This is a genomic window from Edaphobacter flagellatus, from assembly GCF_025264665.1.
GTDB classification, from domain to species: Bacteria; Acidobacteriota; Terriglobia; order Terriglobales; family Acidobacteriaceae; genus Edaphobacter; species Edaphobacter flagellatus.
Genome location: NZ_CP073697.1, coordinates 1104857 through 1127921, shown reverse-complemented (window position 1 = coordinate 1127921; position 23065 = coordinate 1104857). Strand labels below are relative to the sequence as shown.

Genomic DNA, 23065 nt, shown 5'->3' with positions numbered 1-23065 from the left:
TGCCGGGTCGAGCCTTTGTTTTATTCGTGAACGCGGATGACGATCTTGCCGAAGGCTCCCTGTTCGAGGCGTTCGTAGGCTTTGGGTGCGTCGGCGAAGGAGTAGACGGAGTCGATGACGGGGCGCAGCTCGAGCTCGTCGAACTTTTTGAGCATGCGTTCGAGAGCGCGGAGCGGGCCGACGGAGATGCCGCGGATGAGTGCCTGTTGCTTGATGACGGAGAAGAGCGGAATGGTGGCGTCGAAGCCTTCGATGATGCCGATGATGGAGATCTGTCCTTCAGGCTTGATGGCTTTGATGGAGCGGGCGAGGTTGGGTCCGCCGACGACTTCGAGGATGTGATCGACGCCTTCCTTGTTGGTGAGGGCGAGGGCTTCATCTTCCCATTCGGGATGAGTCTTGTAGTTGATGGTGTGATGCGCGCCGAGAGCTTTGGCGCGGGCCAGTTTGTCGTCACTGGATGAGGTGACGATGACGTTGGCTCCAAGTGCGGATGCGATCTGGAGGCCGAAGAGAGAGACGCCTCCGGTGCCCTGGATGAGGACGGTTTGTCCTGCAGTGAGGCCGCCCTTTTCGACGAGAGCGTACCAGGCGGTGAGACCGGCGCAGGGAAGGGCCGCGGCCTCGTCGTTGGTGAGGTAAGAGGGTGCGAGGGCGAGCGCGTTCTCGGTGAGGACGAGGTATTCGGCGAGTGCTCCAGGGATGACGTTGCCGAGGGTGTAGAGGCTCTCCTTCGATGTGGGAGCGCCGTCGATCCAGCGCGTGCAGTAGCTGGTGACGACGCGGTCGCCGACTTGGAAGCGGGTGGTATTGGGGCCGAGGGCGACGACTTCACCGACGGCGTCGGCTACCTGCGTGATGGGGAACTGGAGGTGCGGATTGTAGGTGCCGTCGGAGAGAAGCTTGTCGCGGTAGTTGAGCGAGACGGACGCGATGCGAACGAGGGCCTCGCCGGGACCGGGTGTGGGCTGGGAGATGTCGTTCAGTTTGAGATTTTCTCGACCGAAGGAGGTCAGCTGCCATGCTTTCATTGCGAAGGTTCTCCTTTACACATAGTTCGAATAAAATCGAACTGTGGTACAGTCGAACTATGAACGAAGCGAGGCGCTTTGTCAAATGCAAGGGGACGTGAGATGCCGATATTTTTGCCGAAGGAGCCACTGAAGAAAGAGCTGCTGCTAACCGCTGTGCTTTACGCGCTGAGCGATGAGATCCGTTTAGGAATCGTGCGTCAGCTTGCGGCGAAGGGGGAGCAGCCGTGCGGTGTGTTTGAGGTGGACAGACCGAAGTCTTCGCTGTCGCATCACTTTCGTGTGCTGAGAGAGTCAGGGGTGGTGTCGACGCGCAAGGATGGAAAGCTGCTGATGAACACGTTACGACGTGAGGACCTGGATGCGCGGTTTCCGGGGTTGTTGAAGGCCGTGTTGAAATGAGGAAGGCCGGTCGAGGAGACCGGCCTTTTACTTTTGCGAATGGGTGTACGAACTAGATAGAGGCGACCGAGGGAGAACGCCGGCGAAGCGATTCGCGGACCGTGACTTATTTCAGGCGTGAGCCGAGGGCAATCTCGTCGCTTTCGGCGAAGGTGGCGAGGATGGGTTTGCCGTCTTCACCGTGCGAGGCGGCGAGGAGCATGCCGTGCGACTCGAGGCCGCGCATCTTGCGGGGGGCGAGGTTGGCGACGATGATGATGCGGCGTCCGATGAGTTCTTCGGGTGTGTACCACTGCGCGATGCCGGAGAGGATCTGGCGCTTTTCGTAGCCGAGATCGACCTCGAGGCGGAGGAGCTTGTCGGCCTTGGGGATGCGCTCGGCGACGAGGACACGGGCGACGCGGAGATCGATCTTGACGAAGTCGTCGATGGCGATCTGTGGTGTGTCCGATGTGGAGGAGGTGGCGGCTGCGGCGAAGAGGCCGGAGGCGGGAGCCTCGGCATGCGAAGCGGGGGGCTTGGGCAGCTCTGCGACTGGTGCGGAGGAAGCACCGACCTGCGCTCCGGGATTTTCTGCGGGCAGCTCGCTGGTGCGTGGGGCGGCTCCTGGATGTGCGGAGTCGGCAGGCGCAGGGGTGACGTGGCCGATCTTTTCGTCGACGAGCTTCGATGGTATGGGAGTGGTGGGGTTTTCTGCGTCGGTCATTTGCTGAATGAGTTCCTTGGGTGCACGGGGGAAGATGGGGCCGAGAGCGCCGAGTTTTGTGCCGGGCTTGAGGCCTCCCCATTGGAGATTGGTGAGTTCGCCGTTGCGTGCGGCTTCTTCGATGTCTCCGAGGCCTAGTTGTTCCCAGACCTTCGCGGTGGCGTAGGGGAGGATGGGGTAGAGGAGTGCGGTGATGATGCGGATGGACTCGGCGGCGTTATAAAGAATTTCAGATAGTTGATGTTTATCTTCTTCAGAGCCACGCTTTGCTAATTTCCATGGTTCATTCTTGGAGATGTACCCGTCAGCCTGCTGAATGAGCAGAAATATAGAGTCCAAAACGCTCAGCGTGTCCCGCTCGATTCTGTTTTCGTGAATTAATGTTCTCCTACCTTCCTCGAAATCGACCGGTTGCGAGAACTTCAAAATCTCGAAACCTTTTTCGTAGTACACGCACAACGCTTTTGCAAAACGAGACAATTCCGTATCCGAAATAGTGTGAAAAGTATTCGGATCAATTTGGCCGACGCTCCCACCCGTTCGTATGCGATCGACAATTTGGATTGTCACAGTCGACCAATCTTCGTGAGCAGGAATGCTGCCGGAGAAATTGTCGGAGATCATCTTCAAAGTGCGGCTGACGAGGTTGCCGTAGCCGTTTGCGAGATCGGCGTTATAGCGCTGGACGAGGGCGTCGAAGGAGAAGCTGCCGTCCTGTCCGAAGGGGATTTCGCGGAGGAGGAAGTAGCGGAGGACGTCGGCGCCGAAGAGGTCCTGCTCGTGCTTCCAGTAGTCGTCGTTCAGCTCGGGGCCGGGGCCGTCGGTGGGCTTGGGCTTGAGTGAGCCGAAGGCGTCGAGGATGGTTTCGGCGCGGACGATGTTGCCGCGGGATTTGGACATCTTCGATTCTTCGAAGAGGAGCCAGCCATGGGCTTGGACCTTCTTTGGGAGTGGGAGGCCGGCGGCGAGGAGGAAGGCGGGCCAGTAGACGCAGTGGAAGCGGATGATCTCCTTGCCGACGAGGTGGATGTCGGCGGGCCAGAATTTTTCGAGTTTGGCGATGTCTTCCGGTTTGTCGCTGCCGTAGCCGATGGCGGTCATGTAGTTGGCGAGTGCGTCGAGCCAGACGTAAATGACGTGCTTCTTTTGTGTGGTGCTGGCAGCGGGCTCGGGGACGGGGATGCCCCAGTCGAAGGAGCTGCGCGAGATGGAGAGGTCTTTGAGGGCTCCTGGGATGTAGGGGGTGCCCTTGGCAGAGTACGCGAGGTTGCTCTCCGGAGAGGCTTGTGCCGCTTCGGGCGAAATGCGGGGGTTCCTCGGCTCCGCGCTTTGCGCTCCGCTCGGAATGACACCCTCAGTGGTGGTAGAGATGTTGCCGCGGACGAAGCTTAGGACTTCGTTGCGGCGGGTCTCGGGTTCGATGGCGAACTCGCCGGACTCGATGAGGTCGATGAGCTGGGCCTGGAAGGCGCTGAGGCGGAAGTAGAAGTTTTCTTCGGTGACCGTTTCGGTGGGTTTGCCGTCGGGGCCGATGGTGCCGGGGGGGCCGTCGACGAACATCTCCTCGCCTACGGAGTACTGGCCGGTGTAGGTATCGAGGTAGATGTGGCCGCGCTCGTAAAGCTGGTTGAAGAGCTTCTGGACGCCGTGGACGTGGCGCGGCTCTGTAGTGCGGATGTAGTCGTTGTTGGTGATGCCCATGCGCTGCCAGAGGGAGCGGAACTGGGCGGAGACTTCGTCAGTGAACTGCTGCGGCGTGATGCCGGCGGCCTGAGCGGAGCGCTGGACCTTCTGGCCGTGCTCGTCGGTGCCGGTGAGGAACCAGACGTTGGGCTGGTCATGCTCGTCCGTGCCGAGGAGGAGGCGCTGGCGGCGGGCGATGACGTCGGCCGCGATGGTGGTGTAGGCGTGGCCGATGTGGGGGCGCGCGTTGACGTAATAGATCGGCGTGGTGACGTAGAACTTTTTCTGCGCTTCGGACATGGGTGGTAAAGGCCAGTTTATCAGGGGAGGTGAGTGGGGCAGGGATCGAGCTTCGCTCAATGAACCCACTCATGCGAAGAGACTGCATGAATGGGTTATTGAGCGATCCACTTTGAACCTGTGGGCAGGATGCGAAATGCGGGGGTTCCTCGGCTCCGTTGCGCTTCGCTCGGAATGACACCTTAAAGCTAGGAGGCGGAGGCTTTGGCTTCGGCTTCTGCGGCGGCGTGGGCGGCGTCGGTTTCGGCGTCCTGCGCGATGCGAGCGAGGTTGAGGTGCTTTTCCATGGCGTGGCGGGCCTGGGTGGGATTGTGAGAGCGGATGGCGCGGTAGATCTCGCGGTGCATCTCGGCAGACTCTTTGAGGTCCTGCGCATTGGTGACGGTGCGGGAACGATTCTCGTAGAGGTTTGCGGTGATGGTTTCCATGAGCGCGCCGAGGATGGGGTTGCCGGCGGCGCGGGCGATGGTGCGATGGAAGCGAACGTCGTGGATGAGGTACTCCTGCGGATCTTCGAGGGCGGCGTACATCTCGGCGACCTCTTCGGCGAGCTCGGCGATATGCTCATCGGTGGCTCGCTCGGCTGCGATGGCGGCGATGGAGGACTCGAGGACGAGGCGGGCCTCAAACATCTGCCAGGGCAGGAAGCCGTGGAGGATGCCGAGGACGGAGAGCGAGTTGGAGTCGAGTGCGGGAGGACCGCTGGAGACGAAGGTTCCGGCGCCGTGGCGGCTCTTGAGGACCCCCATGGCAGAGAGGAAGCCGATGCCGGAGCGGAGACTGGAGCGGCTGATCTGGAGCTTGCGCGCAAGCTCGCGTTCGGGAGGAAGGCGGTCGCCGGATTTGACCTCACCGGATGCAATGAGGGCGCGAACGTGGTCGACGACCTGCATGGTGAGCTGACTGTGGTGTGCTGCGCTGGGTTGGTTCTTCTCGCGAATGTCTTTGTGAGCTTCTTTCTTCACGCCGGGGAAAGCTCCTTCAATATCTGAGAGGAGAGGGTAACACGGTGGGGTTGTCCCGGGTGAAGCAACAGGGCGGCGGGCCGCCCTGCGTATGTCAGGCGTTGCGGGGCTGGCCGAGACGCGGTACAAGGAGCTGGAAACAGGCCAGCGAGATGAGGTAGAGGCAGGCAGCGATGGAAAACACCAGCAGAGGATGGAGCGAGAGATTGTGCTTGACGATCCAGGTAAAAGCGGCACCGCCAGCTGCGCCGACGGCTCCGCCGATGCCGACGACGGTGGAGATGGCGGTTGAGGGGAACATGTCGGACGGAGTGGAGAAGAGGTTGGCCGACCATCCCTGATGCGCTGCAGCAGCGAGCGCGATGATCAGCGTTGCCGGCCAGGGGTTCGACGGAAAGAGCGTACCCATGTGGGGGACGAGAACGAGCGGCAGGACGAGGACGGCCATGCTGAGCATGGCGATCTTGCGTCCACTGTTGACCGAGTAGCCGCGGCTCATGAGCCAGCCGGACAAAGAGCCTCCGAAGATGGAGCCGACTGAGGAGACGACATAGACGGTGACGATGTACCAGTAGGCCTGCGAGAGCGAAAGGCCGTAGTTCCGGTTGAGGAACTGGGGGAGATAGAAGAGATAGAACCACCAGACGCCGTCGGTGAGTCCTTTGCCGATGGCGAAGGCGTAGGTTCCGGGGTTGGTGAGGAGCTTGCTCATCAGCGGGCCACCTTCGGTGACGGGCGCCAGATTGGCCTGGGTTTGGGTGGCTCCGCGGCGAAATTTGTTGTACGGGAAGCTGAGCCAGAGGACGAGCCAGATCATGCCGAGCGAGCCGGTAGCAAGGAAGGCCGAGCGCCATCCCCAGCGGGCGGTGACGAAGGTGATGATGATGGGAGCGAGGAAAAAGCTGACGTTGGAGCCGGAATTGAATAGTCCGACGGCCTTGCCTCGCTCGTTGGTGGGGAACCACTCGCTGACAGCTTTGATGGCGGCAGGGAAGTTGCCAGCTTCGCCGAGGCCAAGGAACGTGCGAGCGATGCAGAAGCCGAGAACGGAGCCGACAAGAGAATGGCTCATCGAGGCAATGCCCCAGATGAGGATGGCAAGCGCGTAGCCGGTCTTGGTGCCGAGCTTGTCGATGATGCGGCCCGCGAAGATGAAGCCGATTCCGTAAGCAAACTGAAAGGCTATGATGACGTTGCCGAAGTTGTTATCGAAGGCGGCCTGATGGAATTTGTCGGCGGCGAAGTCCCATCCCATGAAGGGGACGTTGTGCAGGAGCGGCTCGATGAAGGCAAAGACCGAGCGGTCCATGTAGTTGATGGTGGTGGCGAGGAAGAGAAGGAAGCAGACGAACCAGCGAATGGGAGACTTGTCGGGGGCCGAGGTGGTGAAGTCTGACTCGGACAGGCTTGATGCGTTCGTTGACATGAATCTAAAGCTCCGGCGGCAATGCTGGTCATACCATTGCTGGATTAGGGCCGGTAAGGCCGTGGGAGTTCATCAAAGGAAGTCTGGGGATGAGGATAGCCGCTGGCAGGATATAGGTGTCAAGAGGATTAGTTCGTGGTTCGGCCAATTTTGTTGTTTGCGGCGATGCGGTGGATTTGTGATGTCTCGAGCGAAATGCGGGGGTTCCTCGACTCGCTGCGCTCGCTCGGAATGACACCTGTGAGGGAAGGACGCCGCAGTGAATAAACTGCGGCGTCCCTTGTGTGCTACTTCGTTGTGTTGAGGACGAGGACGGTGGCGATGGGGTCGAGCGCCTTGGCAGGAAGCTGGACGTCGAGGGCATCGCCATTCTGTGTGAACTTGAGCGGCTTGTGCGCCTTGTCGGCGAGCAAGTAGGCTCCAGTGACCTTGCGGGGCATCTTGTCTACGTGGAACGAGCCTTTCCAGTCGAAGATCTCGACGTAGACTTTGTCACCCTTGGTGGTGGAGCGCCAGTTCCAGGTGGGGATGAACTTCGGCTGGCCGTTACGGCCCTTCTCGGTGGCGGAGAAGGTTCCGGTCGGGACATCGAAGATGGTGGCGGAGGTTCCGTAGATGGCTTCGCCATTGACGTTGAGCCATTTGCCCATCTGCTGGAGGCGTTCGACCTCGGGCTGCGGGACGATGCCCTTAGAGTCAGGTCCGATGTTGAGCAGGTAGTTGCCTCCCTTGGAGGCGATGTCGATCAGGTTGCGGAGCAGGGTCTCTTCGGACTTGAAGTTGGTGTCGAAATATTTGTATCCCCAGGTGTCGTTCATGGTCATGCAGGACTCCCAGTCGCGGCCGGGGTAGCCCTGAGCGGGGATGTACTGCTCGGGGGTTTCGGTGTCGCCTTTGTAGCCTCCGCCGAGACGGTTGTTCCAGATGAGGTTGGGATATTTGTTGAGGAGCTTGACGACTTCGGCGGCACGCTCGGGCGTCATGGCTTTGCCGGGGGTATCGAACCAGACGACGACGGGGTAGCCCTTGTAGTTCTCTAGCAATTCCTGAATCTGGGGGATGGCTTTCTTGTGGAGGTACTCGTCGAAGGAGCCGTCCTGCGCCTTGTCCCAGTGGCCGGTCTCTTTGTTGTGGTCGCCCTTGACGGCTGCTCCGCCACCTGGGGCGGTCCAGTCCTGCGACTGTGAGTAGTAGAAGCCGAGCTTGACGCCCTGCTTGCGGCACTCTTCGGCGAGTTCTTTGAGCGGATCGCGCTTGAAGGGGGTGGCGGCGACGATGTTGAAGGAGTCGACCTTGGAGTCGAACATGGCGAAGCCATCGTGGTGCTTGGCGGTGATGACGATGTACTTCATGCCGGCGGCCTTGGCGAGGGCGACGATGTCGTGCGCGGAGAAGCCGGTGGGGTTGAACTGCGGAGCGAAGGCTTTGTAGTCGGCAACAGGGATGGAGAGGTCGTTCATGATCCACTCGCCGATGTGGTTGCTGCGTTGCCCTTTCCACTCGCCAGCGGGGATGGAGTAAAGGCCCCAGTGGATGAACATGCCGAAGCGGGCATCGCGCCACCAGGCCATGCGTGCGTCACGCTGGGCGGGAGTTTCTGTGTCCTGAATGGCAGGGACCGGATGATTGACGGTCTGTGGGATAGGGGCGCTGCCTTCGAGCTGAGCGTAGAGCAGAGAGGTGGACGCTAGCAGAATGCCGGTTGCAATGGAGCGAGGCGTGAATTTCACAGAGTGATCCTTCGAGGTGAAGTTACGGCACCGAAATTATAGGTGAAAGTGTCTCTTCATGGGTGCAAATATGATGTTGGCTTCGCAGATAAAGGAAACAAGGGCGGAGTTATCATCGCACAGGTGAGCGAAGAGGCACGAGCGGATGGAGTGGCGCTGACGGCGCTTGTGGAGCGGCTGCGCGAAGGAGATATGCGCGCTCTGGCGAGAGCGGTGTCTCTGGTAGAGGACCGGCGGCAGGGCAGCGAAGCGCTGTTGGCGGCTTGTAAGCCTCTTCTGGGGCAGGCACTTCGAGTGGGAGTGACGGGGGCTCCAGGAGCGGGGAAGAGCACGCTGGTGGACCAGATGGTCCGGCTGCTGGTTGCGGCGGGGCAGAGGGTTGGGGTGGTCGCGGTTGATCCATCGAGTCCACAGAGCGGCGGCGCTTTGCTGGGCGACAGGATACGGATGCAGGACGAGGGCGGCGTGTTTATTCGCAGCATGGCTTCGCGCGGTGCTTTGGGAGGAGTGGCCCAGGCGGCGGGCGATGTGTGCGATGTGATGGAGGCTTCGGGGAGAGAGACGCTACTGATTGAGACGGTTGGCGTGGGGCAGGATGAGGTAGAGGTCTCGCGGCTGGCGGATGTGACAGTGCTGGTACTGGTGCCGGGGATGGGCGACGACGTGCAAAGCCTGAAGGCCGGTGTGATGGAGGTGGCCGATGTGTATGTCGTGAACAAAGCCGATCGCGGAGGTTCGGAGCAGGTCGAAGCGGAGATTGTCGCGATGCAGGGATTGTCGATGCGCCATGAAGGATGGGTTGCTCCTGTTGTGCGTTGCGCAGCGACGACGGGCGAGGGCGTTGCGGAGCTGATGGATGCGGTGCGGCGCTGCGCGGCCTGGAAGAAGGCACAGGGCGTGCGACGATTCACTCCTTATCAAGAAGAGGGTGGCGTGCTGCGGCTGGATCATCTTGGTGTAGCGGTGAGGAATATCGATGCAGCTCGCAACTTCTATGAAGGGCTCGGAATGCAGGTAGCACATGAAGAGACGGTGGAGCATGAGCAGGTGAAGACGGCGATGCTTCCGGTGGGCGAGAGCAGGATTGAGCTGCTGGAGGCTACGGCGGAGGATTCGGTGATCGGCCGGTTTGTCGCAAAACGTGGCGAGGGGCTGCATCATATTGCAGTTGCAGTGGGCGATGTGGATGTGATGTTCGAGAAGATGAAGACGCAGGGCGTGAAGCTTGCCAGCGATGCGGTGCGGGTGGGTGCGGGTGGGCACCGCTATTTCTTTGTGCATCCTGCGAGTACGGGTGGTGTGTTGGTGGAGATTGTAGGAGACGACCGGCGGAAGTGATGGCGGATTGTTGTGAGGGTATGCGGCTTCTAATTATCGATACGTGCGGGAGTGAGGGAAGTGTTGCCCTGGCTGATACGGCACAGGCGAGCGTGCTGGTTGCGAGTGAGATGCTGCCAGGGAGGAGCGCTTCAGAACGTTTGATGCCGGTGGTTCGGCAGTTGCTTGGAGCGGCTGGGTGGCGTCTGCAGGAACTGACCGCGATTGTTGTCGTGCATGGGCCGGGGTCGTTTACGGGGGTGCGCGTTGGCGTGAGCGCGGCGAAAGGATTGAGTGAAGCGGGCAGTGTCCCATTGGTTGCGGTGTCGCGGCTAGCTGTGCTGGCGAAGCTGGCCGGGCGTCCGGATGGTGAAGTGTGTGCGGTGCTGGATGCGGGGCGTGGGGAGTTCTACTGCGGTGTGTATGCGGGCGGGCGATGTGAGCGCGAGGCTTTGATGACACGGGAAGAGGTAGATGGCATTGCTGCGCGTGGTGGGGCGATTGTTGTCTGCGAGCAGAAGGTTGCCGAGGCTTTGAATGCGTTGACTCCGCTGATGGTACGAGAGCCGCAAGCGGTTGATGCATTGCCGCTGACGATGGAGCGAGTGGACGAGAGGCGATTCGATGATGCAGCAACGCTGGATGCGAACTATCTTCGGCGGACAGATGCTGAGATATTTGCCAAGCCTGCTCGAGTTGTAGCGCCATGAGCGTGGTTGATGTTCGTGTGCGTGAAGCGAGGCACGAAGATATACATGCCGTGGTCGCGCTGGAGCGCGCGGTTGAGGAGGCTCCGCACTGGGTCGAGCACGAGTACGCGGGAATGCTCGATGGGATGGGCGTACGTCGGCGGCTTGTGGTCGCGGAGAGGGATGGCAAGCTGGTGGGTTTTGCGGTGGGGAAGGTTGTAGGTATTGAGGGAGGTGCAGTTGGCGAGCTGGAGAGTGTCGCTGTGGCTCATGATGCTCGTCGGGGTGGTGTGGGGAAGGCTTTGTGCGAGGCGATTCTGAATTGGTGCGAGGAGCAGAGTGCCGGGGTAGTGGAGCTGGAGGTGCGCTCTGGAAGTGAGGGAGCGATTGCGCTTTATCGCAGCCTGGGGTTTGTCCACGTCGGGTTGCGGAAGAGATATTATCGCGATCCGGTGGACGATGCGGTTCTGATGAACAGGGTTATCCGGGTTGACGAAAACGCGCGGTGAAGTCTGTCGGGCTGGGGTGTAAGACGGTGGATAAGGGCTTTGATTTTCTCTGAGGGTGTGTGTTAGTTTTTTGAGCCACAAGCAGGGATGCCGTCTGAACCCGGAGGAATCGTTCTCATGCAGACTGCCAAATTCACGGAGCTACCGAATCCCGCCCCGCATCCATCACTCCAACAACTGGTTCAGGAACACAGCTTGTATGACCGCAGGCTTGAGGCGCTGCGCTCGAAGCTGTTCCTGACCGAGCCTGAGAAGCTGGAAGAGATCCGGTTAAAGAAGCTGAAGCTGAGTTTGAAGGACGAGATGGAGCGTGTTCGGCGGATGGATACGGTCGAATCGCACTAGTCCCGAAAAAGCAGCCAGAAGAACAGTCTGACCGGTATGGCCGAGTTATTGAGGCCTAAGGGTTTGTCTGCGCTCCGTGGGCCGTATAATCGAGTCACTTATGGTTCGTGATGGATATTTCTACGCGCTCGGGCTGGGCGCGGTCGCGGTACTGGTCTGGAAGCTGACCCATGTTTCGGTTCTGGTCGCGCTGCCGATTTTGCTGGCGCTCTTTTTCTTGTGGTTCTTTCGCGACCCGAACAGAATCATTCCATCGGGGCCGGGGCAGATTGTGTCGCCGGGCGATGGTGTTGTTACCGAGGCTGAGTGGATTGAGATGCCCACCGGTAGCCGGTTGCGTGTGAGCATCTTTTTGAATGTCTTCAACGTGCATGTGAACCGGGTTCCGGTAGGTGGCACGGTGAAGGTCGTGGAGTACCGCAAGGGCGCGTTTATGAATGCGATGAATCCTGAGTCGGTATTGAATAATGAGCAGACGCTGATCACGATTGATGCTGGAGGCTACGAGGTGAGCTTCAAGCAGATTGCGGGACTGCTGGCACGCAGGATCGTTTGCAATCTGAAGGTGGGCGATGTTGTAACGCGAGGACAGCGCATGGGGTTGATCAAGTTTGGCTCGCGTGTCGATGTTCTGCTACCGGCGGATGCGGAGCTGAAGGTCAAGAAGGGCGCGCGCGTGAGCGGTGGTTCCACGGTGCTCGCCGAGATCGCGGTGGATTGATGGCTTCTGAAGCGCCGGGAGCGGCGCAGGTGGGAGCGAAAGAGAGGCGGCGTCCGAGCCGCGGCATGTATGTGCTGCCATCGCTATTTACGGCGGGCAATATTGCTGCGGGGTATTACGCCATTACACAGAGCATTCAGGGTTCGGTTGCGGCGCCGGAATTCTTTGATCGAGCTGCGCTGGCGATTGGATTCGCGGTGTTATTCGATAGCGTCGATGGCATGATTGCGCGGCTGACGAATACGGCGAGCGACTTTGGCCGGGAGCTGGACTCGCTGGCGGATGTGATCACGTTCGGCGTTGCACCGAGTCTGCTGGCGTACTTATGGGGCTTCAAGATGCTGCCCGTCACCGACTATGTGGCACTGCGTGGCAGGATTATTCATCTTGGCGTCTTTGTATGCTTTCTGTTTCTGATCTGCGGCGCGAGCAGGCTGGCGCGGTTCAATATCAGCGTGAATCCACAGCCGAGAAATCCTGGCAGGCCGGGAAAGAAGTATTTTGTTGGGATGCCGATTCCTGCGGGAGCCGGGGTTGTGGCTTCGGTGGTGCACTTTGAGAATGGCTCTCCGATCACGGACCTGCGGTTATCAGTGGTGTGGCTTTGCCTGATTTTGTTTACAGGATTTCTGATGGTGAGCACATGGCGGTTCTGGAGCGGCAAGGAGATCAGTCTCGGGCAGCGGCATCCGTTCCAGCTGGTAGCGTTGATTGTTGCTATCGGTGCAGTGATTGCTTTGTATTCAGAGTATGCGTTGATTGTGTTGTCGTTGGGATATCTGGTTTCGGGTGTGCTCGCGCGGCTGGCTTACTCGTGGGGACAGAAGAGACGGCAGGCGAGTGGATTGCGGTAGCGGCAGGATAACGAAGAAATTAAAGGTGCAGGTAGAACATGGCGAGCAGACCCTATCGCATTGGAGTTGTTGGAGCTTCGTCACTGCTGGGCAAGGAGCTTGGCGATGAGCTGGGTGAATCATTGCTGGCAGCTTCGACGGTAGTGCTTCTGGAGGATGACGAGGAAGTTGCCGGGCAGGTGACGTCAGCTGGCGAAGAAGCTGCATTTATTCAGAAGATTGAACCGGCAGCATTCGAAGGAATGGACTTTGTTTTCTTTGCCGGCGATGCGGACTCGACGAAGCGTCACTGGCAGCAGGCAAGGCGCGCGGGGGCAAGCATTGTCGATCTGACCTATGCGCTGGAAGAGGAGAAGGACGCTCTGGTGATGGCCCCGTGGGTCTCTGATGCGCAAAGTAGTGCAAAACGAGAGCCTGATCTGAAGACGCCTGCGGTGATTGCGGCGCATCCTGTGGCGTTGATGCTGGCTCTTGTAGAAGAGCGGCTTGAAGCAGGCATTGGGGTTAAGGGATTAGCTGCAACGGTGATGGAGCCTGCCTCAGAGCATGGGCGTGCAGCGATGGACGAGATGCATCAACAGACGGTAAGCCTGCTTTCGTTTCAGAATGTGCCGAAGGAGTTATACGACGCGCAGGTGTCGTTCAATATTTTGCCAATATTGGGCGAGAATGCGAAGGTGAAGCTGGCGCGCACAGGGCAGCGGATTCGTACACAGTATGCGCAGTTGACATCGGGGTCTGCTCCGCTGGCTTTGCAGATGTTACAGGCACCGGTATTTCATGGGTATGCGGTTTCGTTGCTGGTGGATCTTGCGAAGCCTGTGACGGTGGCCGAGGTGGAAAGCGCACTTCAGGGCGAGCATGTTGACCTGGTGAGCGATGATGGCGAGCCCCCCAGCAATTTGAGCGCTGCAGGCCAGGAGGACATCATGATCCGCATCGTGGACGATTTTGGCGATGCCGAGCGTGGCACGCGGTTTTGGTTATGGATGGCGGCGGATAATTTGAAGCTCGCCGCTTTGAATGCCATTGCTTGTGCTGTGGAATTGAGGCGTCTGCGGCCTTCCGGAAAAGTGCAATAGAGCTGCAATAGCGCGTGAGAAGAGACAACGAGGAGAATGTGCAAGTGATCGAGAACAATACTGGATCGCATGACGGAATGCGAATTGGAATCGATCTGGGAGGCACAAAGATCGAGGCCTTGGCTATTGATAATGATGGCACGGAGTTGGTGCGCTATCGCGTGGACACGCCGCGGGGAGACTATCCGGGCTCGATCGATGCGATTGTCGGGCTGGTGCGCAAGATAGAGGCGGAGACGAAGCGGACGGGTTCGGTCGGCGCGGGGATTCCAGGAAGCATCTCGGGCAAGACAGGGTTTGTAAAGAACGCCAACTCGACGTGGATTAATGGCAAGCCTTTGGATAAAGATCTTACGGCGGCGTTGGGACGTGAGGTGCGTTTAGCGAACGATGCAAACTGCCTTGCTGTTTCGGAGGCGACCGATGGTGCGGCTGCAGGAAAGCGTGTTGTGTTTGGTGTGATTCTGGGAACAGGATGCGGCGGAGGTGTCGCGATCAACGGACAGGTACATGCCGGTCCGAACGGCACGGGCGGAGAGTGGGGGCATATTCCACTGCCGTGGCCGAAAGCAGAAGAGAATCCCGGCCCGCTATGCTACTGCGGGCAGCGTGGCTGTATGGAGATGTGGGTGTCAGGCACGGGGCTGGCTCGTGACTACAAAGAGACGACCGGTAGGGAGCGTACTTCACGTGAGATCCTCGCCGACTTCGAGGCGGGAGATGCAGATGCTTCGGGGGCGGTCGATCGATTTGAAGACAGACTGGCGCGGGGCTTGTCGTGCATCATTAATAGTCTCGATCCAGATGTATTCGTGATTGGCGGCGGTCTTTCCAAGGCCAGGCATCTTTATGAGAGCTTGCCGAAGCGGATACCACAGTATGTGTTCGGGAAAGAGTTCGATACACCTATTTTGCAGGCGAAGTATGGGGACTCAAGTGGTGTGCGAGGCGCAGCATGGCTTTGGCCACTGAAGCAGTAATGCTTGCATATGAAAGATGAGGCAGGTTGTTGAAGTTCTCTAGCGTATCGCTGTATGCGATACTAAAACAAGTGATTCCGAACTAAGCCGCAATTGATTCGATCGCAACGCGTTGTCTGCGCAGACGAATCTGGTTTGAAGGGCAGTCACGGATAAAGCCGGGATGGCGGAACTGGCAGACGCAGCGGACTCAAAATCCGCCGACCCTTGCGGTCGTGGGGGTTCGACCCCCCCTCCCGGCACCAACAAAATAAATGGTTTAGATCGAAATCGGCCTCTCGAAAACGAGAGGTCAAATTGTTTGGTGGCTGTTTTGGTGGCTGTTTGTCGAACCTGAAGCGTAGTCTTCTGAAATGGCGGACGAAACTGTAAGAGACATCGTGAGGAGAGTCAGAGGGAGTCTGCAGGAAAAAGGCCCAGCAGGTGCTTTTCTCTTAGGAGAGTTGGATCGAGCGATTTCCAGAGGTGTTGACCTGACGACGACTAGCCGGAAAGGCAAACGAACGCAGACGGATCAATCGTTAGGTCGGAGAGATCCGAGCGAAGCTGAGTTATTGAAAATTCTTTCTAGCGTTTTCGAGACGTACTTGATAACGCTTCCTTCTGTGACCGAGAGCCTCAGCGCGCACCTTCGCGAACGCTATAAGATCGAGCATTGCGAAATCGACATTGATCGTAGCTTGCTCGGCGATGAGTTGCAGTTGACCGGGCGAGCTCGCGTAGAAGCCGCAATACCTGCTGCGCCGAAAGACGAGGTAAAAATTGCAATCCGCGAGATCGGGCGAATAGCCCGAGAGAGGGTGGGATAAATGGGAACTCAACCTTTTCCAAAACCTACCCTGAACGACTTAACGGCACTGATCGATACAGTGCTGGATTCGATAAACCCAAACTCCGCTGTCTACCTCAACCGCAACACGGTGGATGCCGCATACGCGGGATACACCTTCGGACTCATTCTGGCCGCAGTCGAGCGAATCGCAGATCCAAACACCGTATGCCTTCGTTCTGCGCAGGCACTTCAGTCACAAGCATCTCCAAGCGTTTTTATTATTCGAGGTTCGCCTGGGCCTTTGAATTCTACGGCACAGGATTATGGTTTTGCTCGCTTCACCTACAAAACGGTGCCGTTCGAGATTCATCTCGGCGTTCAATATCAAGGGAGTTCCGGAGTCCTGCATGAGTTTGATGTTTCGATCATTCCCAAAGCGGCAGCGGATGAGTGTCGCAGCAAAAATAGGGCTCCTGGTCCGTCCAAAGCTGCAGCGTTGTTCGAATGCAAATGCTACAGCAATAGTCTGGGGATCGAGTTGGGGCGCGAATTCGTCGGACTCAAAACGGATTTCACTTCTGTTCCGATGGCACGCCTAGTGACGAACTCGGACTCCGACAGTGTCGCCCTGTTTCTCAAGAAGACTGCGAGGCCGAAGCTGACGGTAAGGTTGACCCCTGATAGCCCCGACATGGAACAGGAATTTGTCTTCGCGGTTGCTGACGAACTTCGAAACTGTCTGTGAGGAGAAAGCTCCTGCCGTGGAAGTTGCAGCGGCCATCGACCGATGGAAGGAGACTGTGTGCGAGACATGTTTGTGGCTGCGCTCCGAAACTCGATGAAGAACATTGCCGAACCGCGCTTCTACGAAACGGAGCGAGGTTATCAGGGGGCTCTCATAGCTCAGTTAACTGCCAATTTGAATTTTGCGACCTTGAACGGAAACCCTATCATCGAGCAGGAGTACCAGAAAACCTTACCGCACCACGGAATCACGATTCGTCCAGACATCATCATCCACATACCGTCACGTCCGAACAGCGAGGAAGACCGGACACGGGGTAATTTCGTTGCAGTAGAGATAAAAAGACGCGCAACTGATTCGGAGGCGAAACTCGACTATGACAGTCTCTCATTATTAGTGCACCGCCTGGCCTATCCGCTCATTGTCTTCATTAACATAGATTCGGATGACGACCACCGAAGAAACTGTCCACCCAAGATTGCCGCACAGACGATCTCCATAGCAGTTCATTTAGAAGATGGTGTCCCGAAGATTCACGGCCTGGAGACATGATCGACCAGCGTTACGGGTTGGTTTGGGCCAATGACCGACTTGTTCCTGACCCCTTTGATCGAGGCTCCGGCAATCGCAAGCCATGAGCGATAGATGTGCGATTCGAGTGCCAAGACGTGGACTCTGTCTTTGTGTCTTCCAGGCAGGGGAAACTAGGTTGGCGGGCTTCGACACTTATTATGCGATTGCATCAAGTGACATTCCCCGGATTTCCGGATCGTAGCCGAGGCTTCCTAGAAGAGGACTTCTACGGCAACCGTACCTTCAGCGAAGTCATCGCCGAGCCGCTCTCCTTCATCTGCGTTATCCCGTTTCTTGCTTTCTATGTCGCAGTCATGATCAGACAGGAATTGGCAGGTGAATGGAGACGGCTTTATGAAGAGCTTTATGGGATCGAGTTCGCTTCCGATTGGAGTGCTGTTTGGTGGAAGTTTCGAGAGCAAATTCAAGAGTGGAAACATCTCCTCTTTGCCAGGGCTAAAGCGAGTCTTTCAGCACCCCAATCAGAGCCCAAAGAGCCATCCGCTAATGTTGCTAATCAGAGACCATCGTACGGTGACCATGAAATATCTTCGCGAGTTGATAAGCCGGTCGTTACAGTAGCCTCTTCTGTAGAGCCAAAGCGCCATATGATCTTTCCGGGAGCAGCGGCTATTCGTAACGGCGATGCACTCCCTGAACCATGGGATAAATCACAGTGGATCGAGTAGCTTTACGATCCTTAGTGCACTCCATCATGACCTTCCATTTCCTCTGACATTCAAGCTTCAAAGAGATATTCATTGACCTTGTTTGGCCCGATGCATTCGTGCGTTTATTCGATCATGAGAAGAGCTCACATTGACTTACTTATATGCGATGAATCAGACGCACAATAGCCGTTTCATTCAGTATCCATGCGGGTATTCGCAACTATCGTCCAGAAAATAGTTTTTGAAATTAGGCCCCACATTTCCATATTTCGAGTTACGCTATGCAGCAAGCAGTTGCAAGATTCTGTGGTTCATGTGTTGAGGCTTCTACGCATGTTGACTCTTTTCAAAGCGCTCTCAGCCAACCAAGCCCGCACATACCATGCGCGCGAGTTCGCTTCTGAGAAACAGAACTACTGGAGTCGTGATCGCCAGGGACATAGTGAGTGGCAAGGAGAGCTTGCGCATGAATGGGGTCTACATGGCTCCGTCGCTGATGAGCAGTTCGCACGGTTAAGCGAAGGACAGCATCCAGTAAGCACCGCGCAGCTCGTTAAGCACCAACCGGCAAGAACCTATGAGAACGAGTATGGCAAGCAGATTACCAGCGCGGAACATCGCGCAGGTTGGGATGCGACGTTCTCCGCACCAAAGTCTGTATCGGTAACATCTCTCGTTGGCGGGGATGAGCGTGTGCGTGAAGCACATCGTGAAAGCGTTCGCATTGCACTGCATGAACTGGAGCACTATACGCAGGCTCGCATCGGCAATGTTCATGCGCCTGAGACGACTGGCAAGCTTGTAGCGGCAACCTTCGAGCATGACACCGCGCGTCCTGTTGATGGATACGCAGCACCTCAGCTTCATACCCATGCTGTGATCTTCAACATCACAGAGCGCGAGAATGGCCAGACGCGCGCGTTGCAGGAGCGTAGTCTCTTTCAATCGCAGCACTATGCGACGAGTGTCTACCGCTCCGAACTCGCCATGCGACTGCAAGGTCTTGGCTACGAGATAGAGCGTGGTCAGCATGGACAGCCAGAGATCAAGGGCTACTGACAAGAGTATCTGGAGGCATCGAGTCCAAGGCGTGCGCAGATCAAACAGCATCTTCAGGAGGTCGGGCGCGAAGGTGCTGGAGCCGCGCAGGTCGCAGCCCATCGAACAAGAGACAGCAAGGATCTTCTTTCGCGCGAAGAAGTATTGGAACAGCATCGTAACCGTGCGGCAAAGTTTGGCAATCAGCCCGAGCACGTTGTAGCTCAGGCTCGTGAGCGTGAGCACAAGGTAGAACAACAGCTTGAGAAGACGGTACAGCAGTCAATGACGTACTCACGCAATCATGTCTTCGAGCGGTCCGCTGTGCAGGATGAGCGAATCATCTTGCAGACAGCAATGGATCGCAGCATGGGCCAAGCGACATACAGCCAGGTTCGACAAGAATTCGAGCAGCGGGTGCGAAACGGGGAGTTCAGCAATGTCGAGCGCTCTGATGGACGAGCAGCACCTCAGTACACGACAGCCGAGATGGTTCGTTTGGAACGGGACATCGTCGGTCTTGTAAAGAATAGCAATGAGAGCCGGTATGAGAGATCCATGCTGGTATCTCCAATCCTGCGTATCCGTATGGAGGATGCCCATCCAGAGCTGAGCAAGTCTCAGCTCGCCGCGGTAGATGATATCTTTCTCACCCGCGAAAAAATTGTTGGACTTGATGGTGTAGCGGGGGCCGGTAAGACAACCACGCTGTCAGTCATTCGTGAAGGCGTCGAAGCCCAGGGCTACTGTGTCGAAGGATTCGCACCGACCAGCCGAGCCGCTCAGAAACTCGGTGAAGCTGGCATGATCACATCGACGCTTCAGCATCATTTAGCCAGAGGTGAACGGCCCGATACAGGAGAAAAACGTCTTTACATACTGGATGAGTCCTCTCTTGCGTCCACACGGCAGATGCACGAGTTCCTTTCGCGTCTTCATCGGAATGATCGGGTGTTGCTGGTTGGCGATGTGCATCAGCATGAAGGCGTTGACGCTGGCCGCCCCTTTGCACAGCTTCAAGAAGCGGGAATGCACACGATAAAGCTGGATGAGATTCTGCGATAGCGTGACCCTGAGTTGAAAGCAGCGGTTGAGATGTTGGCGCACGGTCATGTCGCAGCGGCCATCGAAAGCCTCGATATTCAGGGCCGAGTACATGAAGTGATTGGGCGTGCTTCGCCGGAAACTACGCTTGTTGTGTCACCGGATAATCGCTCCCGTGCTGAGATCAACACCGCTATTCATCGAGAACTACAAGGGCAAGGCATTGTTGGCAAGCAAGAATACGATGCAAGTGCTTGTCCCACGGCAGGAACTGACCGGCGCGGATCGCAGTTGGGCACAGCGATATCAACCCAACGACGTACTGCATTATTCGCGGACATCGAAGGAAACCGGCATTGGTAAAGGCGAGTATGCCCGTGTTCTTGCAGTAAACGGCCAGGAGAATCTGCTTATAGTGCTGCGCGGTAACGGGGAACAAACAACCTACGACCCACGCCGTCAGATGGGTGTCTCTGTTTATCGGGCTGATAAAAAGGTGTTTTCCGTTGGTGATCGCATTCAGTTCACGGCACCCAATCAAGAACTGAAGATTGCCAATCGTGAGCTTGCCAGTATTGAGAACATCGGCGCGAACGGTTCGATGCACCTGAAGCTTTATAGCGGACGCAATGTTGAAGTCGGATTACACGGCTTTCCGCACATCGACCACGGTTACGCAGTTACCAGCCATTCGAGCCAAGGACAGACGGCAGAACGTGTGCTGATTCATGCGGACACGGAGCTTGGAGCCAAAGACCTGCTGAATCACCGCATGGCATATGTGTCTGTCTCGCGCGGGCAGTGGGACGCGCAGATATTCACCGACAACCGAGACAAGCTAGTGCAGGCTTTGAGTCACGATGTCTCGCACAAGAGCGCCCTTCAGCCAGAACAGGCAATCACAGGCGCGGCGCAAAAGATCGGCCCTGCGTCCGAGAAGGTGATCGAGCGCAGCATGGGATACGGATTGGGTTTGTAAGAAACGAGTCTCACAGAGGAGGAACGATGGAGCCATTCAACATAATGCAGAGAAAGCCACCAGCGCGAGCCACCATTCCAGCCGAAGAAAAGCTGCTGGTCAGCCGTGGAGAGGCGGCTCAGCTCCTCTCCATCAGTCAGCGAGGGCTGGATTACCTGATTGCCAATCGGAAGTTACCCACGCGGCGAATAGGGGGTAGAGTGCTGATTCCGGTGGCAGATCTACGCAAGTATGCGCGGGGCGATCATCCAGAGCATATCGTGGCCTAATCAGTGATCCTAGGCTAGCTGGCAGTGTTCAGCGCATCATGCTATTACCTTGTATATAAGGTAAATATTTCCATAAACGAAGTGAAACCTTGTATATTAGGTATGTGCTGACCTTGATTCGAATTGGCGAGATCGTTGCTACCAAACGTAGAGCGCTTGGTTTGAGCCAGGCTACGCTCGCGAAACAGGCAAGAGTTGGCCATTCAACACTGGACGCATTGGAGAATGGCCGAATTGGCGAGCTCGGTTATTCGAAAATAACCAGAATTCTTACAGCGCTCAGCCTTGAACTGACCATCCAGGAAGCAGCGAACCGCCGCCCCACTTTGGAAGAGTTGATGGAAGAGGACCGCGATGATCAAAGTTTGGACCGACGGCGCTGAAGCCGGCTTGCTTGATCGCTCTGGACAGCGCGGCACCACGTTTCTCTATAAACCAGGAGCCCCTGAGCCGCGCGCTGTTTCTGTGACGATGCCGGTGCGCCTAGCTTCATGGAACATCTCGTATGGAATCGCACCCATTTTTGAGATGAACCTTCCCGAAGGTGTACTGAGAGAACGCCTGCGTCTTGCTTTTGCGAAAGCCATCGGAACATTCGACGACTACGATCTGCTGGGTATTGTTGGCCGGTCACAAGTGGGCCGTATTCGCTACACCGGACAGGAAGAATCTCTCAATGAGGATGTTCCCTTTCAATCCGTGGACGAAATCCTCGCTCGTCGACGCCAAGGAGATCTCTTCCATCATCTCTTGGACAAGTTCGCTTCCTTTTCGGGCATCAGTGGCGTACAGCCAAAGTTCCTGATCCGCGATGAAGATGCGCTTTCAAAAACTGCATTCAACGGAGCGCGTCTGTCTGAAAGCTATCGCGGCGCTACACATATCGTGAAGTTCTGGGAGGAGCGAGAGTATCCGCAACTCGCAGCAAACGAATACTTCTGTTTGAGAGTTGCGGAGAAGTGCGGACTTGAGGTGCCATCGTATCGACTCGCCGAAGACGGGGCGGCACTCGTCGTCGACCGATTTGATCTCCGGGCCGACGGCAGCTATCGAGGGTTCGAGGACTTCTGCGTCCTCAATGGCAAGGGCACTGACAAGAAGTACAGCGGCAGCTACGAGACTTCCATCCTCAAGCGATTTACGCAGTTTGCGAATTCGCCGCAAGTCAATATCGATCTCGAAAAGCTATTCACCCTGATCGCACTCAACTGCGCCCTCCGCAACGGAGATGCTCACCTCAAGAACTTCGGCATCGTATATGACGATGTTCTCGGAGAAGCTCGTCTCGCTCCCGTGTATGACCTCGTGACAACATCGGTTTACATTCCAAAGGACGGGATGGCTCTAACGTTGAACGGAAGCACGCGTTGGCCCACCGCTCGCGAGCTTCAATTGCTTGGCGAAACTCGCGCAGCCTGTACTCCTGCACAGGTAAGAGGTGTGCTGTCACGCATTGCGGAGGCTATCGAGGAAACCTCCTCGGAAGTGCAGAAGTACATCAAGGATCACGCCGCATTCGCTAACGTTGGCGAGGGAATGCTCAAAGAGTGGCGTAAGGGGCTATCGGAGTTATTGAACTCGCGGACTGGATCGCCCAGGTGAACGGTGTCGAGATAGTTTCAATCTGGATTTCTATGGATGCTTCGTTCATTTGCGTTTATCGAAAATCATAACTGATGAGAGCGGCGTTTCCCGATACTCATCCTGTCGATACTGCTTTAGCGAATGTCCATAGTAACCGCGCTGCTTGCCGCGACAAACGCGACAGCCGATGTGGCCGGTCTGGAAGTACAGCTGCGCGAGAGGCCTTATATTAAGAGTATTGCTGGTTACAAAATTGAAAAAGCTACCATCGGCGAGCGAGCTGGCGATCAACTCCCGTTACATTCCGACGCATTCGAAACATCTGCGTGCTTACCCCCAACTGTTGGGCAGCCACTTCGTCGTCGCTGACGGGAAGCAGCGCTAGGAGCGCTTCTCTCGGAACCAGTAGCACTGAAGACAAGCACTCGGCCTCTGCCTCTTGCACGCGATCAAACTCCCTAATCATGAGAGTTTTGTCGGGACCGAAGAACGCCTGAGTCGGCTTGTGCTCCAAGATAATGTGTGAAAGCTCGTGAGCGAGGTCGCTATTCTTTCGTGCTGCCGAGTGCGATGGATTTAGGATCACCAACTTCCTCTCGCCTTCTATGAGAGTGACAGCAGACCAGCTATCGGCGTCGGTGACACACAGA

Annotated in this window: 24 protein-coding genes, 1 tRNA gene and 1 pseudogene; 20 read left to right on the top strand and 6 right to left on the bottom strand. The window is 57.0% G+C overall.

The window, feature by feature from the left end; translation table 11 throughout:
* Positions 1-20 precede the first annotated feature (20 nt).
* Entirely contained in the window at positions 21-1031 is a 1011-nt protein-coding gene (locus KFE13_RS04585; RefSeq protein WP_260705997.1) for a zinc-dependent alcohol dehydrogenase family protein, read from the bottom strand.
* Positions 1032-1133: 102 nt separating this feature from the next.
* Between KFE13_RS04585 and KFE13_RS04580 the strand changes: the two genes are divergently transcribed.
* Positions 1134-1433 (top strand): ArsR/SmtB family transcription factor, encoded by a 300-nt coding sequence (locus tag KFE13_RS04580; protein ID WP_260705996.1) that lies wholly within the window; start codon positions 1134-1136, stop codon positions 1431-1433.
* Positions 1434-1539: 106 nt separating this feature from the next.
* Here KFE13_RS04580 and metG read toward each other — a convergent pair whose 3' ends face one another.
* From metG to KFE13_RS04560, 4 genes are all read right to left on the bottom strand, one after another.
* Entirely contained in the window at positions 1540-4122 is a 2583-nt protein-coding gene (metG, locus tag KFE13_RS04575; RefSeq protein ID WP_260705995.1) for a methionine--tRNA ligase subunit beta, read from the bottom strand.
* Positions 4123-4310: 188 nt separating this feature from the next.
* Positions 4311-5087: a FadR/GntR family transcriptional regulator gene (locus tag KFE13_RS04570; protein WP_260705994.1), complete on the bottom strand. Its 777-nt coding sequence runs from the start codon at positions 5085-5087 to the stop codon at positions 4311-4313.
* Positions 5088-5181: 94 nt separating this feature from the next.
* Positions 5182-6513 (bottom strand): MFS transporter, encoded by a 1332-nt coding sequence (locus tag KFE13_RS04565; protein ID WP_260705993.1) that lies wholly within the window; start codon positions 6511-6513, stop codon positions 5182-5184.
* 287 nt (positions 6514-6800) lie between these two features.
* The gene (locus KFE13_RS04560) at positions 6801-8243 is read right to left on the bottom strand and encodes an alpha-L-fucosidase (RefSeq protein WP_260705992.1); all 1443 of its coding nucleotides are present in this window, start codon (positions 8241-8243) and stop codon (positions 6801-6803) included.
* Positions 8244-8285: 42 nt separating this feature from the next.
* Here KFE13_RS04560 and meaB point away from each other — a divergent pair, with 42 nt between their 5' ends.
* From meaB to KFE13_RS04465, 19 genes and pseudogenes are all read left to right on the top strand, one after another.
* The gene (meaB, locus tag KFE13_RS04555; protein WP_260705991.1) at positions 8286-9581 is read left to right on the top strand and encodes a methylmalonyl Co-A mutase-associated GTPase MeaB; all 1296 of its coding nucleotides are present in this window, start codon (positions 8286-8288) and stop codon (positions 9579-9581) included.
* Between the two features lie 20 nt (positions 9582-9601).
* Entirely contained in the window at positions 9602-10270 is a 669-nt protein-coding gene (tsaB, locus tag KFE13_RS04550) for a tRNA (adenosine(37)-N6)-threonylcarbamoyltransferase complex dimerization subunit type 1 TsaB (protein WP_260705990.1), read from the top strand.
* Positions 10267-10758 (top strand): GNAT family N-acetyltransferase, encoded by a 492-nt coding sequence (locus KFE13_RS04545; protein ID WP_260705989.1) that lies wholly within the window; start codon positions 10267-10269, stop codon positions 10756-10758. The genes tsaB and KFE13_RS04545 overlap by 4 nt, the downstream gene beginning before the upstream one ends.
* Before the next feature lie 117 nt (positions 10759-10875).
* Complete coding sequence (locus tag KFE13_RS04540; RefSeq protein WP_260705988.1) at positions 10876-11103, top strand: hypothetical protein; 228 nt, start codon at positions 10876-10878, stop codon at positions 11101-11103.
* A gap of 100 nt (positions 11104-11203) precedes the next feature.
* Positions 11204-11824: a phosphatidylserine decarboxylase family protein gene (locus tag KFE13_RS04535; RefSeq protein WP_260705987.1), complete on the top strand. Its 621-nt coding sequence runs from the start codon at positions 11204-11206 to the stop codon at positions 11822-11824.
* On the top strand, positions 11824-12678 hold the full coding sequence (pssA, locus tag KFE13_RS04530; RefSeq protein WP_260705986.1) for a CDP-diacylglycerol--serine O-phosphatidyltransferase: 855 nt from the start codon (positions 11824-11826) through the stop codon (positions 12676-12678). The genes KFE13_RS04535 and pssA overlap by 1 nt, the downstream gene beginning before the upstream one ends.
* 38 nt (positions 12679-12716) lie before the next feature.
* Entirely contained in the window at positions 12717-13760 is a 1044-nt protein-coding gene (locus KFE13_RS04525; protein WP_260705985.1) for an Asd/ArgC dimerization domain-containing protein, read from the top strand.
* A 44-nt stretch (positions 13761-13804) separates the two neighbouring features.
* Positions 13805-14740, top strand: coding sequence for a fructokinase (mak, locus tag KFE13_RS04520; RefSeq protein WP_260705984.1), 936 nt, complete (start codon positions 13805-13807; stop codon positions 14738-14740).
* Between the two features lie 157 nt (positions 14741-14897).
* Positions 14898-14985 (top strand) — tRNA-Leu (locus tag KFE13_RS04515).
* 198 nt (positions 14986-15183) lie between these two features.
* On the top strand, positions 15184-15549 hold the full coding sequence (locus KFE13_RS04510; protein ID WP_260705983.1) for a hypothetical protein: 366 nt from the start codon (positions 15184-15186) through the stop codon (positions 15547-15549).
* Positions 15550-16257 carry a hypothetical protein gene (locus KFE13_RS04505; RefSeq protein WP_260705982.1) on the top strand — a complete coding sequence of 236 codons (708 nt, stop codon included), beginning with the start codon at positions 15550-15552 and terminating at the stop codon, positions 16255-16257.
* A gap of 66 nt (positions 16258-16323) precedes the next feature.
* Positions 16324-16809, top strand: a complete 486-nt coding sequence (locus tag KFE13_RS04500) for a hypothetical protein (protein ID WP_260705981.1) — start codon at positions 16324-16326, stop codon at positions 16807-16809.
* A gap of 179 nt (positions 16810-16988) precedes the next feature.
* Positions 16989-17519: a hypothetical protein gene (locus KFE13_RS04495; protein WP_260705980.1), complete on the top strand. Its 531-nt coding sequence runs from the start codon at positions 16989-16991 to the stop codon at positions 17517-17519.
* Positions 17520-17705: 186 nt separating this feature from the next.
* Positions 17706-18674 (top strand): annotated as a pseudogene (mobF, locus tag KFE13_RS04490) (MobF family relaxase); the annotation flags it as partial.
* 222 nt (positions 18675-18896) lie between these two features.
* Positions 18897-19604 (top strand): AAA family ATPase, encoded by a 708-nt coding sequence (locus KFE13_RS04485; protein WP_260706904.1) that lies wholly within the window; start codon positions 18897-18899, stop codon positions 19602-19604.
* Between the two features lie 154 nt (positions 19605-19758).
* A complete protein-coding gene (locus tag KFE13_RS04480; RefSeq protein ID WP_260705979.1) occupies positions 19759-20562 on the top strand; it encodes a conjugative transfer relaxase/helicase family protein in 804 nt (267 codons plus the stop codon).
* Positions 20563-20606: 44 nt separating this feature from the next.
* A complete protein-coding gene (locus tag KFE13_RS04475) occupies positions 20607-20831 on the top strand; it encodes a helix-turn-helix domain-containing protein (RefSeq protein WP_035177028.1) in 225 nt (74 codons plus the stop codon).
* A gap of 104 nt (positions 20832-20935) precedes the next feature.
* Positions 20936-21214, top strand: coding sequence for a helix-turn-helix domain-containing protein (locus KFE13_RS04470; RefSeq protein ID WP_260705978.1), 279 nt, complete (start codon positions 20936-20938; stop codon positions 21212-21214).
* Positions 21186-22433, top strand: coding sequence for a type II toxin-antitoxin system HipA family toxin (locus KFE13_RS04465; RefSeq protein ID WP_260705977.1), 1248 nt, complete (start codon positions 21186-21188; stop codon positions 22431-22433). Before KFE13_RS04470 ends, KFE13_RS04465 begins: the two co-directional genes overlap by 29 nt.
* A gap of 244 nt (positions 22434-22677) precedes the next feature.
* Here KFE13_RS04465 and KFE13_RS18670 read toward each other — a convergent pair whose 3' ends face one another.
* Complete coding sequence (locus KFE13_RS18670) at positions 22678-23001, bottom strand: ImmA/IrrE family metallo-endopeptidase (RefSeq protein ID WP_390891614.1); 324 nt, start codon at positions 22999-23001, stop codon at positions 22678-22680.
* Positions 23002-23065 lie beyond the last annotated feature (64 nt).